This is a genomic window from Roseimicrobium sp. ORNL1 (assembly GCF_011044495.1).
Lineage (GTDB): Bacteria > Verrucomicrobiota > Verrucomicrobiia > Verrucomicrobiales > Verrucomicrobiaceae > Roseimicrobium.
The window spans coordinates 4,106,589-4,120,169 of sequence record NZ_CP049143.1 but is presented as its reverse complement, the minus strand read 5'-3'; the positions used below and the strand labels follow the sequence as shown (position 1 = coordinate 4,120,169).

Here is a 13,581-nt window from a genome sequence, read left to right as displayed (position 1 = left end):
GTGTGGCTGCGCCTACTTCCCGCTCTCGCCACCCTCGACGTCCAGCTTGATGAAGTCACTCACGTCCCAGACAATCTGCTTGCCGCGCTGCTGCTTCGCCAGCCAGTTCAGCGCTGCCTGGTGCACAATCTCATGCCCGCCCTGGAAGATGGTCACCCGTGTGTTGCCGCTCGTCTTGCGGAAGAGGGAGGTCCATGCGCCGTAGGTCGCGTCGGCGTCTGCGGCCATCCATGCAGCGGGCAGCTTCTGCGTTTTGTAGTACTCCGCGATCAAGTCTTCTGGCAGCCTGTCCTTCTTATCCACCACGGCATTGAAGGCCAGCAGCGAGTGGGTGAATGGCACACTGCCGCTGCGGCCATCCAGCACCCCGGCATTGATGTCGAGCGGCACGGTTTTCGCCGCTGCGAGCGAACTCAGGGGTGAGCGTTTCCACGCGTCCTTGCCCAGTGCGCCATCAGCGGTGGGGCGGCCACCGAGGGCGGCCTCGATGTCGCGTGCATATTTGTCCGGCGTGGGTGTTTCCTTGCCGTCGACCATCGTGGTCTTCACGTGGTCGGCATGCCACTGCTTCACATCCGAGATGCCACACCACGCGCTCACTGCCGCCCAGAGTTCCGGATGCCTGCCCGCCATCTGCAGCGCCATGTGACCGCCGCCACTTACGCCGATGAGATAGATGCGACTCTCATCTACCTGGGTCTGCTGTTTCGCCCAGGCCAACGCTTCCACGATGTCCTGCACCGCACGGTCACTGCCGAGAGCTTGTGGAGTGTTGTTCGGCCCACGGAAGTGAGGATGCACAAATGCCCAGCCCTGAGCAGCGCACCACTCGGCATATACGGCATCTCCACCGGCGGAAGCGTAGTTGCTGCTCCAGGTGTGCAGTCCGACGAGAAGCGGACGGGGTGACTTGGCATCCGGCGGCGCGTACCACATCGCGGGCTGCATCTGTCCATCGCTGCATGGGATGTCCACGCGCTTCACCTCGGCAGGCCACGTTTTCTTCGCGACTGCATTGCTCTTGGCTGCGGTGGCAGATCCAACTGCCGACTGGGCGAGCACCGTTTGGCAGGGTGATATCGCAATCGTCAGAAAAAGAAGCGAGAGAATCCGTGGTGACATGCCGTCATCGTGTAGGAGAGCATGCGCCCCTGTCAACGTCCGCTCGCTCGCATGCCTCCACATTGACACCCCCACTTCACCCTGCCAGCATTTCACTATGAATACCCGTCGCCGCTTTCTCCGCCAGTCCGTTGCCGCTGCCGCAGGCTCTCTCGGACTCTCCGCGCTGGCCCAGCAACTGAAGCCACAGGGCGAGAACATTTCCTACGGTCTCGTGACCTACATGTGGGGCGCTGAATGGGACATCCCCACCATCATCAAGAACCTGAACGGTCTCGGCATCGGTGGCGTGGAACTGCGTGTGGACCATGCGCACAAGGTCTCGCCCGCACTGACTCCCGTGGAGCGCACGAAGGTGCGTGAGCAATTCTCCGAAGGCGGGATCGAAATCGTAGGCATGGGCACGAACTGCGCCTTTGACTCGCCGGACCCCGCGAAGGTGAAGGAGAACATCGAACTCGCGAAGCAGTACATCAAGCTGAGCCACGACATTGGCGCCAGTGGGGTGAAGGTGAAGCCGGACAAGCTCCATGAAAAGGAAGGCGTGCCGAAGGAGAAGACGCTGGAGCAGATTGGCAAATCTCTCGCGGAACTCGGCGACTACGCCATCGGCTTCGGTCAGGAAATCCGACTCGAAGTCCACGGCCAGGTGACGAATCTCGCTGATATCCGCAAGGTGATGGAAACCGCCAATGCCGACAACGTGCGTGTCTGCTGGAACTCCAATCCCGCCGATCTCGACGGCGAAGGCATCGAGAAGAACTTCGCCCTCGTGAAGGACTTCCTCGGCCGCACCCTTCACGTGCACAATCTCAAGGATCCCAAGTACCCTTTCGCCACCCTCGCCAAGCTCCTCGTCGAAGCCGACTTCGACGGCTGGGTCCTCTGTGAAGCCGCCGAGAAGGTGGAGGACAAAGTCGCCGCGCTCGGGGAGCAGAAAGCGATCTGGGAGAAGATGGTGAAGGATGCGAGGGGGAAGTAGCGGGAGTGGCTGATAGGTAGCGCGTAACGAACTCTACTCGGAGCCATGGGCAACAATAGTGGTCCATGGTGTGCATATCGAATAGCGTCGCCCTGAGTTGTTGAGGTTGCTACTCGCGCTGTGCGAAAGCGCCTCTCTTCAATAGGGGACGGTAGGGATGCGCTCCCGCGCGTCCGAATATAGCGGGCGGAGGCGGTGGGATTCTGCAGCGTCGCAAGGCCGTTTCGCGTGCCAGCTCCGCACCGCCTCCGCCCATCTAAAGCGGGACGCGCAGGAGCGCATCCCTACCGCCATTTTGGTGGAGGGACTCTTGCCTCAAAAGGCGTGGAAAACGCGACCGCTTCAACGGGAGTGTGCCGAACAAACAAGAGCTTTCGGTTTCCTCTTCGTGTTTGCTTCACACTCCTCACTTCCTCTCCCTCAACCACGCCACCAGGTCCCTTACCTCCTCATCAGTCAGCTTCGCCACCAAGCCCTCGGGCATGATGGAGAGGGGGAAGTGGTCACGCTTGACGATGTCCTCAATCTGCACTTCGAAGGCGTGGCCATCGAGGCCGATGTAGGTGTGGAAGTTTCCTCGCTCGGCGAGTTGGAAGACGGTGCGGGTCTGACCATCGGCGGTGGTGAGCACGTAGCACTCGAACTGCGGAGCCACGCTGCGGTTCGGCTGCAGCAGGGATTCCAGGATGTAGTTCGAGGTCTTCGCGGAGCCGATGGTGGAGAGGTTGGGTCCGGCGACATTCCCCAGTCCTTCGGCGCGATGGCACATGGCGCAGCCGCCCTGGCGCGGACTCAGGAAAACGGTGCGGCCATTCGCGAGGTCCGGCTTGCCGGGCACCTTGGCGAGGTATTTCTCCCAGCCTTCGACATCCTGAAGCGGGGGTCTCGTGGCTGGCGGTGTTGCGGGCAGGTAGTTTGGTGCGGCAATTTCCTTTGCGCGAGCCAGCGCCTTGTCGCCATCGGTCTTGATGGCATCCAGCGCGGGCTTGTCTGCATCGGTAAGGGTGAGATACATCAGTGCAGCCACACGCACGGGTGAGGGGCGTTTCTCATCGAAGGCCAGCTTGCGCAGCAGGGGTTCGCGATTGTTGTCGCGCAAGGTGCCGAGCACATGCGTCACCCATTCCTGGAAAGTTGCATCACCCTCGGAGAGCAGCGGCTCCAATTCCTTTGCCAGCAGTTGCCGCTCGCGGTCCGGCAGAATTTCAAGCGCCGTGCGCTTCAGTCGCGCGGGAGTGGCCGGGTCGGTGATGCGCTGTTTGAGCGTCTTCACGAGGTCCGCTTCCTTCACCTCGGCGGAGTCGATGCGGCTGAGTGCCGTGATGCCTCCGTAGAAGAGCGCAGGAGTGAGTTCAGGATTCGCGAGGTACTTCTCTACCGCACTGCGTGCTGGTGCGAATCGAATATCTGAGATCCACTTCAGCGCGAGCAACTGCACCGTGGGATCTTCGTCTTCGAGGAATTTCTGGGGCGGGACAATCGGCTCCGCATTCGTGCGCGCGGCATCCTGCTGGATGGCGAGTAGCAGCCCCTGGCGCTGGCGCGGGTAGGAGAGGCGCGTGTCCTTCATGATCCACAGCAGGTCGGTGTCGCGACCGAGCCGCGTAACGGCCGTGGAGAAGCGCCAGGGATTCGCGTCATTGAGCCAGTCCGCAGCCTCCAGCGGGGTGACCTTCTTCTTGTCGAGAATTTTGCTGAGCTGCTCCTGCTTCCACGTGATGCCGGACTTGGCGGCGAGAGGTGCGGCGAGCTCATGCGCATCCTTCGCGGAGATGCGCCACACGCGTCCGTAACCGTGGAGTTCATAGTCGCGCTTCACCCAGTCAGAGAGGTAGATGGAGCCATCCGCCGCCACGGCAAAGGCCACTGGTCGGAAGTCCTGCCCACCGTGGATGAGTACTTTCTTCTTTGCCGGTTCATACGCATGCTCGCGATCCGGCAGTGTGTAGGCTTCCACCGTGTGATCCACCCAGGAGGCCACGAGCAGCTGGCCATGCCAGGGCGCCGGCAGACCGCGGAATTCTTTCGTGGGTGATGGAGCATAATAGATCACATCACACGCCGCCTCGCCTGTGCCTGCGAGCATGGGCAGCGTGCCTGGCAGCTCGCCATTCCACGCCACGAAGGGGTGCAGGCCACTGCGTCCATAGCGGAACTTGTACCCGTAGTCGCCGCCTTCGATGATGTGATGCAGACGATTCGGCGGGCGCGAGTCGGGATCATTGTCCGTGGCGAAGACATTGCCATCCGTATCCATGCACATGCCAAAGGGATTCCAGAATCCGTTGGCCACGCGGTGGAGCTTGCCGCCATCCAGGTTGATGTGGAAGACATTGCCACCCTCGCCCTGGTCACTGTGCTTCACACCATCCGCACCGATGAGCGTGTACGCCGCGCCGAGATTTTCACCCATGCCGAAATAGAGACCACCCTTGCCATCGAAGGCGAGGCCGCTCAGGCCATTGTGCGGATAGCGTCCGGTCGTATCCAGGAACACAAGCTTGCGATCCACCTTCTCCGGTTTGCCATCGCCGTCATCATCGCGCAGGCGCAGGATCTCATCTCGCGTAGCCACGTAGATGGCCCCGTCCGGCGCGGTGGCGATGTCCATGGTCATCACCGTGCCTTCGAAGAACACGTCCGCCTTCTCCGCCTTGCCATCCCCATCCTTGTCCTGCAGCCAGAGGATGCGATCCGTCTTTGGTCCCGTGAAGCCCTTGGGTGGGAAGTGCGTATTGCTCTGAATCACGAGCAGCTTGCCATCCTTTGTAATCGTCATGCCGATGGGTTGCTGTACCAGCGGCTCCTGGGCGAAAAGCGTCACCTGCATCGTCGCATCGTCGACCTTCGGTTGCTCCGGAGTGACGGGGGGTGCTTGTGACAGAAGCGTCCCCGTCGTCAGCGTGACAGCGGCCAGCGCGACGGAGGAAAGGAGGGAACGACGGAGGCTGGGGCGGCGGGAGTGCATATCTCGTGAGCAGGACATCGCGCGAGGGTGGGTGAGTGAGCTTTGTGCCGTATCATGCCGCCGGGCAGCTCACGGTGTCCAGCGGAGAAAATGCACGACCTGCCGGAAGAGTGTCCCTGCCTCTGTGTGACTTCGTTCCACCCGGAGTTGACCGGCGTCATACTCGGATCTAACAGGCGTTTTACCTATCATGGCCGAAGTCCCCTCCACCCGCATCCTGCCTCTCGGAGCTCCCGCGCCGGATTTCTCCCTGCCCGAGCCTGCGACGGGGGAGAATGTGACACTGGCGGATGTCTGTGAACCGAAGGGACTCATCGTCGCGTTTCTCTGCAATCACTGCCCCTTCGTGCTGCACCTCGCGAAACATCTGGGCGAGTTCGCCGCCCTCTGTGAAGCGAAGGGCATCGGCTTCGTGGGCATCAATTCCAACGACGTCTCCCGCTATCCCGCGGACAGTCCGGAGAAGATGCAAGCCATGGTGAAGACCTACGACTGGACCTTCCCGTATCTGTATGACGAGACTCAATCCGTCGCGCAGGAGTATCGCGCGGCGTGCACGCCGGACTTCTACGTCTTTGATCACGAGCGTCGGCTCACCTATTGCGGCCAGTTCGATGATTCACGCCCCAAGAACGGAAAGTCCGTGACCGGCGACAGTCTCGGCGCCGCCGTGCAGGCCCTGCTGGACGGCGCGCCTCCACTCGCCGAGCAACGCCCCAGCACTGGGTGCAACATCAAGTGGAAGCCAGGCAAAGAGCCTTCGTGGTTTGCGAGCTAGTCGCATGCCCGGCACGGGCATGCCCCCAACTGGGCCGGGCACTGAGGCCCAGCCCATGAACGCATCAGCGCATCTCTCCCTCTTTCAATCAGCCTCAGTTTTCTGGCTGATGACAGTGCCGTCTTCCGCGAGCACGGCTTTGATGTCCTTTCCGTTGGGCACGTCGATCTCTACGAGGTAGGTCGTCTTTCCATCGGTGATTTCCTTTTCCACGTCTTCGACGCGTCCTCCTGACGGCACGAGTCGTTCGGCAGAGGCCTTCACCGCGGCAGGGGCCTTGGCCATCGCGAGGTCTTCGCGAGTCGTGACGATCGATCCATCTTCAGCGATGTAGAGTTTCAAGTCATGCCCTCCTGCCAGTTCGAATTCGGCAAGATAAAGCGTGCGCCCCTCCGTGGAGACCGTCTTGATTTCTCCCAGCTTTCCAGCCGTCTGATGACTGGTGATGACGGCCTGGACTGCTGCAGGGCACGAAGCGAGCGTCAACTCTCTTGGATCTGCCTTCGCCGTTCCGAGTAGCACCACGCCAAGGAGCGCGGGGATCAGCGCGCTGATGCCCGTTTTGATGTGCGAGTACGTTTTCATAGTACTCGCGAATCGATTGCCGGGCCCTCTCTGGTCCTAGTTCAGAGAGGGGAAGCGGCGGCTGCGAGGCTTGTTTCCGGTGGAAAGACTGTCCGCGCGAATGATCCTGCCTACTTGCTTCTACGTGTCTTGTCGTGCTCGCTCATTACTGCGCCTTCCGCGTTCATGGTGATCTTGCGTTCGAGCTGTTCGCTCACTTTGAACTCAACCACATAGATGGTAACTCCTTCGGTGGTATCCACGTCCACATCGGTGACGGTGGATCCGGCTGGCATCAGACTCAGCACGGTGCTCCGTACCTTCGCGGGTGTTTCCCTGAAGTCGATTTCCTTGCGCGACCTCACAAGAGTACCGTCCGGAGCGATGTACAGCTTCATGTCGCGATTCTCAGGCAAGCCGATCTCGGCCACGTAAAAAGTGCCGCCGTCACGATCCACGAGCTTGAGTTCCGTCAGTGTACCACCTTGTCCGTTGCTCTGAATTGTGGACTGCACTGCAGGTGGACACTCGTTCAATTTGAGTTCCTGGGCCTTCGCCACACTGCAAAGGCTGAGACCTGCTACCACAAGCGCAAAAACGGACTTCCAAGGGGTTCCAATCATGCAAAAATTTCCGGCGGCTTCCCTTCACGATCAAAGGAGAAGCGACCAGACGCGGCAATATGCAGAAAAGATAAGCTGGCAATTGCAAGCAATGGTCACGCTGTGCGGGAACCATGGGGGGAAGGAGACTTCGCAGGCGCATCGAAAGTCACCTCAATCGTCAGCAGCTTCTCAGTGGCATCGGCACCGAGCGTGGCATCACAACGCGCACCCATGGCTGTGGCACAGGCCGCCACGATGGAGAGACCCAAGCCCGAGTGCTGCGCGCGTGCAGCCGAGGGTGTGTGTTTTTTCCAGAACCGCTCGAAGAGATGCGGCACGTCCCCGGTCAGCAGATGCGGGGCGGGATTGCTGACGGAGAGCCGGGTCGGATTCGCGGTGATGGTCACTGCCGAGCCCTCGGGCGCGTGTTCAATGGCGTTTCCTATCAAGTTGCTCAGAACGGTCTGCCAGAGGGTGGGGTCTGCGCGAAAGGGGCCCGGGGTCACGTGTACCACAACCGTGACTTTGCGTGAGTCCGCATTGTCTCGATACCGTTCCACCGCTGCGCGGATGGTGGCTTCCAAGTCCACGGGTTCTTGCGCTGCCTGCACGTTGGCGTCGGCCTTGGCCAGAATACCCAACTTTTCCACCAGTTGCTCCAACTCGGCCACGCTCTGCTGCATTTCTTTCATGCGCTCGGGTGTGGCCTCCTCAGGCCACGTGGCGGCGAGTTCCGCTGCAGCGCGCAGCTCGGCAAGGGGGGTGCGCAATTCATGCGCCGCGTGGCTGCTGAAGCGTCGCTCGCGTGCCAGTGAATCATCCACCCGCTTCAGTAGTTCATTCAGCTTTTCCACCACGGGAACCAGTTCTTCCGGCAAAGCGTGGGGCGGCATGTCGAGCGCTTCGTGATGTCCGGGTTGAATAGCACGGATCTCTTTGGCCAGATGCGACAGAGGGCCTAGTCCGCGACGCAGTGCCTGCCGTAGCACGAGGATGGTGGCGACGAAGAACCCGAGCCCCGTTCCGGTCAATACCGTCGCCAGGGTGCGCAGTGTCTCCTGCAGGCCACGTGTCTCCGTCCCAGTGACCAGTCGCAGATCGTGAAATCCGTCGCCACTTTTCGCGCCGGTGGGCATGAATCCCTGCAGGCGGACACGCACCGGGCGGCCATCGCGCAAGGTGGCAAAGAGGTAGGTCGGCTGGCTGGTGGACTGCAGGATTTCTTGTTTGATGAAATCAAGCGACCCGAGGGGCAGGGAAGAGGAGCGCAGCAGCCGCGCTCCATCAGACTGGTACATTGCGAAGAAATCGCGCGGGTTCCCCTGGCCGAATCCTGCGAAAGCCACCAGATCGTCATCCAGGTCCAGTCTCTCTCCATGCACCTCCGTGGCCACCATGATGGCCTGGGCTCGCGCTTCGAGGTTGCCATCCATATAGGAGAGCAACACGCCTCTCACGGTGTAGTACACCGCGAAGCCAGCCAGCGGGAGGAGGATGGCCGCCAGAAGGCACAGCATCCAGGTAAGTCTCCCGCGTATCGAGGTGGCCATGAGATGAAGTCAGAAATGGTACGACGCGCGGCTGGAGTTTTGCTGCTTCCTCAGGTGTCTTCTTCCTCTGCTTCTTGCAGGACATAGCCTAATCCACGGCGGGTGTGCAGCAGTGGGGCGGTGCCGGGAGGACACAGCTTTCGACGCAGGCTGTACACGGCGGCATCCACGGCATTGCTCACGGGACTGTCGGTTTCATTGTAGAGATGAGTCTCGATCTGTTCACGGCTCAGGATCTGCCCAGGTCGGCGTGCGAGGCACTCCAGCAGGGAGTATTCTCGCGCAGTCAGAGCCACCGGTGAGCCATCACGATTCACGGACTTCGCCGCGAAATCAATTTCCAGTGGACCGATGCGCACCTTGGAGTCCGCCTTGCCATGGCTGCGCCTCGTCAGGGCCTCCAATCGCGCAGCGAGCTCTGCCAGAGCGAAGGGTTTGGTGAGATAATCGTCTGCACCCACTGCCAGGCCACGCACGCGCTCCTCCACGGTGTGGAGTGCGGTGAGCAGCAGCACGGGGGTATCCCGCCCCGCGCTCCGCCAGCGGCTGAGGAGGGACAGGCCGTCCTCACCGGGGAGCATACGGTCCAGCACGATGGCGTCATAGGCATAGTCCCGCACCATCTGGTCCCCCTCTTCGGCGCTTCCGGCTTCATCAACAGCATGGCCCAGGCGAGTGAGCGCCCGGGCCGCGGTGGTGCGGAGTTTTTCGGAGTCTTCAATGATGAGCAGTCTCACGATGGGGTCCGCAGGGTGACGTGTCGCTTGGCTGGCTTAGTCAGCGCGTTTGCTGATTACCGTGCCATCTTCGGCGAACACGGCCTTGATGTCAGCGCCATTCTTCACGTCGATTTCCACCACGTAGGTGGTCTTGCCGCCGGAGACTTCTTTTTCCACGTCTTCGATGTGTCCGCCGGTGGGTACTAAAGCTTCGGCTGCGGATTTCACGGCGACAGGGGCTTGGGAAAGGGAAACATCTTCACGGGACTTCACCACGCTGCCATCCGCCGTGACGTGGAGCTTCAGGTCACGCTTTCCTGCGAGGTCAAGGTCCACCACATAGAGCTGCCGACCTTCCACGGTGAGGAGCTTGATTTCGTTCAGTTTGCCGCCCTGCTTGTTGCTTTCAATCGCGGCCTGCACCGGGGCCGGGCAGGAGTTCAGCGGCACTTCATTGGTGTCCGCTTGGGCGACTCCCAGAAAAACGGTGCCCATGAGGGTGGTGAGCAGGAGGGCGGTCTTGGCCTTGGCATTGGGGGTGGGGCTTTTTTTCATCTTCGTTTTTTGGGTTGGGGGTTGGGGGTTTTTTAGGGGTTTTGGGGCTTTGTTTCTTGGGGGGTGGGCCATTTGGTGGCCACGTGGTCAGCATGCCATGCGAAGATGATGGGAAGATGATGAGCGGGAGTTTTTCGCGCGGGTCTCCTTTTTTCTGCCCTGCCACCTGTCGCGAATTTCTTTTGTCACGACCTCATCCCCGAGGGACCTGCATCCAGTAGGGCGTGCTGCTGTGCGGTCCGGCAAGCGCTTCCGCGTCGCGTCATTCTCTCAGTTTCAACCACCTCTCCCAGCTTCGTCACTTCGCATCATGGTTGACAAATCACAGCCTTCTCCAGACACTGCCTACAGCATGGAGGCGGCTGAACCGCCAACTTGGTTTGGGATGAAACTTCGCTTCGGCATCCGTGAAAAGTTTGGTCTGCTGGCCTTTGTGCTGGTGCTGGCAGTGGCGTTCGCGCTTCCCACCCTGCTCTTCGAGCGCACCCGCAAGGTGGTGGAGGACCACGAACTCATGGACCTGCAGGATGAGGCGGAACTGCGCTGCTGGGAGATCATCGACTGGGTAAATCAGGCGCGCCTGCAGGTGGAACATTGCGCCAAGGATCCTCGTGAACTGGCCACCATGAAGACTTGTCTCGCGGAGTTTTCCTCCCGAGGCGCCTCCGCCGAGCGTGGGGAGCAGGAGTGGTGGCGTTACGTCCTGGCGCTGGAGGTGCGCCCCGCGGAAGGGGCCATGCAGACCTTCCACCGCACGCCGGGTCTGCCTGCGGTGGAGCCTCCGGCCGCCTTGCTGGCCAGTGCGCGGTTCACCAGTGGCGCGCACATCGGCCCCATCATCTCGTTGCTCACTCCCGCGGGGTTCAATCCGGTGAGCGGAGGAGCCGCGAGTTCCGGTGCTTCGCCAGATCGCTGGCAGCGCATTCCTGCCGTTTGGGTTGCGTGCAGCATGCCTTCGGTGCCGGAGACGGTCATCACCATGCTCGTCACGCTCGACCGTGGACGCTCGGCGCGGCACCTCACGTTTGTCATGGGGCCGGATGGATCCTTTTTGCAGCATCCTTTCGTGAAGCCGGATGGCAAGGAAGAGCAGATCTATGCCGGCTTCGATCTTTACGCGGAATCGGAAGCCCTCACCAAGGGTGAGAAGTGGGGCAGGGGACCGACCGAGGCGCAGGCACAGGTGCAGCGCAGCGACCGTCCACGCTTTCAGGTGCTGCAGAGCCCGCTGTATTTCCTGGAGGGCAGGCTGAAGCCGGCGATGCATGAGAAGCTTGTCGCTGCCCATGACGCGAACCGCGTGGAATTGCTGGACTGGACGGAGCATGTCCGCTCCGGCATGGAGTCGCGAGGCGTTCCCTTTGGCGGAGCTTCACGCAGTAGTGCGGGCATTCGCCTGCTTTCGCGCAGCAAGGAAGTGCTGGAGCAGGCGCGGCGGGATACGGAGCAGGAGTACTTCTATCGCTTTGGCGGTGCTGCCGACGGCAAGCCCATCGACTGGGAGGCGGTGGTTCGCTTGGACCACGGGGATGTGCAGCTCACACGCTTCCATCTGCGCCACCCGCAGCATGACGGCACTGTCGCCGGAGGTCGCGACATCCCGTACTACTTCGCCTATTCCGCCTTCCGCGAGGAATTGGCTTCCAGCATCGCGCACGAGTTGCAGACGCTCCGCCGCGCGGGATTATGGCTCGCGGTAGGAGCGGGCGTGGCGGCTTTCCTCATCGTGCTGTATTTCATCGGCCCGCTCACACGCATCACCCGCACCGCGCAGACGGTGACACACTCGGGCTCGGAAGCCTTGCAGTTGCAGAATCAAATCGAAGCGGTGCGCCAGTCCCTGCCGGTGCGAAAGCACGATGAGGTGGGCGACATCGCGCGCAGCCTCGAGGCCCTCCTACGGCAGGTGCTCAATGGCCACGAGCAACTGCGCCAGCTCAATGCGGACCTCGATTTCCGTGTGCAGGAGCAGACTGCAGAAGTGCGCGCGGCCAACGAGCAACTCCGCGGCCTGGCGTCTGCGAAGGATGCCTTCCTGGCCAGCGTGAGCCATGAACTCCGCCAGCCGCTCAATTCCATCTTCGGCTTCCTCCAGTTCCTCGAACTCTCCGACCCAACCGAAGAGCAGAAACACGACCTCTCCAAACTCCGCTCCGCCGCCACGTACCTGCGGCGCCTCATCGATGACATCCTCGACTACCAGAAGATCATCATGGGTGGTGTGGAACTCGATCCGGAAGAGCTGGATGCCGCAGCCTTCCTCACGTCCCTTCGGGATTCGATGGTGCCGCAGGCTGCTGAAAAGAAGAACAAGCTGGAACTGGGAGGGGCGGAGAGTCTGGGCATCATCTTCAACGACCGCGCGCGGCTCCAGCAGGTGCTGACAAACCTCGTATCCAACGCGTGCAAGTTCACCCAGAACGGAACCGTCACGCTCAACGCGAGCCGGGATACGGATGCCACGGGTAAGGACTGGATCAGCATCGATGTCTCCGACACCGGCCGAGGCATGAAACCGGAGGAGATGCAGGGACTCTTTGTGCGATTCAAAAAACTCTCTGCACGAGAGGGAAACAAGACCGGCACCGGATTGGGCCTGGTGATCTCCAAGGGACTCTGCGAACTCATGGGAGGCACCATCACCTGTCGCAGTGAGTTCGGTCAGGGATCTACCTTTACGGTGCGTGTGCCTGCGGCTGTTCCAGAGCGCAGCGGGGCGCCACGACGTCCGCTGGAGCAGCGACCTGCGGCTCCTGTCACCACGGCATCGCTGGCAGCAGCAGCAACGCCGGCGCCTACCATCCCGCAGCAGACCGTTCTGGTGATCGATGACGACGCATCCGTGCGTGAGCTCATGACGCGCTACCTCGGTGGCAAGGGATACCGTGTCATCACGGCGGAGGATGGCGAGAAAGGCATGGCCCTTGCCCGCGAGCAGCATCCCTCAGTGATCACGCTGGATGTGGTGCTCCCCGGCGCGCAGAGCGGTTGGGATATCCTTTCCCAACTCAAGGATGAGCCTCTCACGGCATCCATTCCTGTCATCATCGTCACCTTCCTGGAAGAAACCCGACACGGCTTCGCGCTTGGCGCGGCTGATTATGTGGTGAAGCCCATTGCGTGGGAGGACCTGCTCGGCTCCTTGCAGAAAGTCATCCGCGGCAGCGCGCCCAGCCTTCCGGTTCTGGTGGTCGATGACGACCCCGATGTGCGTGAACTCTTCCGCCGCACGCTTGCCATGGATGGAATTTCCATCATCGAAGCTGCCAACGGCGCCGAGGCTCTTACCCAGCTTCGTAAGCAGAAGCCATCACTCATCCTGCTGGACCTCATGATGCCGGTCATGGACGGCTTTGAGTTCATCGCCGAGTTCAATCTCCACGCGCAGTGGCGCGACATCCCCGTGATTGTCATCACCGCGAAGCACGTCACCCGCGAAGACCGCGAGCGCCTCGCCACCTCCGTCCGCACCGTGCTGGAAAAGAGCGGCTTCACCCAGGAGGATTTGTTGAACAAGGTGCTGCATCTTGTGCATCAGGCCGCTTCGGGGGAGGGGAAGAGGGGGTGAGGAAACTAACAAACAGTATTCAGTAGGTCAGTATTCAGTAAACAGTGGTCAGTAAGTAGTAAGTACAATTCCAGCTTCACCACTTTGTAACCATGTACACTCCCGCTGCCTTCTGAGCCCAACACCCTTCTACCGACCAACGACTACTGATTACTGATTACTTCCTTCCC

10 protein-coding genes are annotated in these 13,581 nt (G+C 61.0%); 3 read left to right on the top strand and 7 right to left on the bottom strand.

What is annotated here, in order from left to right:
• Positions 1-12 precede the first annotated feature (12 nt).
• Complete coding sequence (locus tag G5S37_RS16690; protein WP_165205596.1) at positions 13-1,122, bottom strand: prolyl oligopeptidase family serine peptidase; 1,110 nt, start codon at positions 1,120-1,122, stop codon at positions 13-15.
• A 97-nt stretch (positions 1,123-1,219) separates the two neighbouring features.
• On the opposite strand from G5S37_RS16690, the gene G5S37_RS16685 reads away from it, so the two are divergent.
• Complete coding sequence (locus G5S37_RS16685) at positions 1,220-2,104, top strand: TIM barrel protein (RefSeq protein ID WP_165205595.1); 885 nt, start codon at positions 1,220-1,222, stop codon at positions 2,102-2,104.
• Positions 2,105-2,510: 406 nt separating this feature from the next.
• Here the strand turns inward: G5S37_RS16685 and G5S37_RS16680 are convergent, their stop codons facing one another.
• The gene (locus G5S37_RS16680; protein WP_165205594.1) at positions 2,511-5,072 is read right to left on the bottom strand and encodes a PVC-type heme-binding CxxCH protein; all 2,562 of its coding nucleotides are present in this window, start codon (positions 5,070-5,072) and stop codon (positions 2,511-2,513) included.
• Positions 5,073-5,262: 190 nt separating this feature from the next.
• Between G5S37_RS16680 and G5S37_RS16675 the strand changes: the two genes are divergently transcribed.
• Positions 5,263-5,850 carry a thioredoxin family protein gene (locus G5S37_RS16675; RefSeq protein WP_165205593.1) on the top strand — a complete coding sequence of 196 codons (588 nt, stop codon included), beginning with the start codon at positions 5,263-5,265 and terminating at the stop codon, positions 5,848-5,850.
• 84 nt (positions 5,851-5,934) lie between these two features.
• Here the strand turns inward: G5S37_RS16675 and G5S37_RS16670 are convergent, their stop codons facing one another.
• From G5S37_RS16670 to G5S37_RS16650, 5 genes are all read right to left on the bottom strand, one after another.
• Entirely contained in the window at positions 5,935-6,435 is a 501-nt protein-coding gene (locus tag G5S37_RS16670; protein WP_165205592.1) for a hypothetical protein, read from the bottom strand.
• Positions 6,436-6,545: 110 nt separating this feature from the next.
• Positions 6,546-7,037, bottom strand: coding sequence for a hypothetical protein (locus G5S37_RS16665; RefSeq protein ID WP_165205591.1), 492 nt, complete (start codon positions 7,035-7,037; stop codon positions 6,546-6,548).
• Positions 7,038-7,132: 95 nt separating this feature from the next.
• Complete coding sequence (locus tag G5S37_RS16660; protein WP_165205590.1) at positions 7,133-8,536, bottom strand: ATP-binding protein; 1,404 nt, start codon at positions 8,534-8,536, stop codon at positions 7,133-7,135.
• Between the two features lie 83 nt (positions 8,537-8,619).
• The gene (locus G5S37_RS16655) at positions 8,620-9,306 is read right to left on the bottom strand and encodes a response regulator transcription factor (RefSeq protein ID WP_165205589.1); all 687 of its coding nucleotides are present in this window, start codon (positions 9,304-9,306) and stop codon (positions 8,620-8,622) included.
• Positions 9,307-9,342: 36 nt separating this feature from the next.
• Complete coding sequence (locus tag G5S37_RS16650) at positions 9,343-9,843, bottom strand: hypothetical protein (protein ID WP_165205588.1); 501 nt, start codon at positions 9,841-9,843, stop codon at positions 9,343-9,345.
• Positions 9,844-10,153: 310 nt separating this feature from the next.
• On the opposite strand from G5S37_RS16650, the gene G5S37_RS16645 reads away from it, so the two are divergent.
• A complete protein-coding gene (locus G5S37_RS16645) occupies positions 10,154-13,411 on the top strand; it encodes a response regulator (protein WP_165205587.1) in 3,258 nt (1,085 codons plus the stop codon).
• The last annotated feature ends 170 nt before the right edge of the window (positions 13,412-13,581 follow it).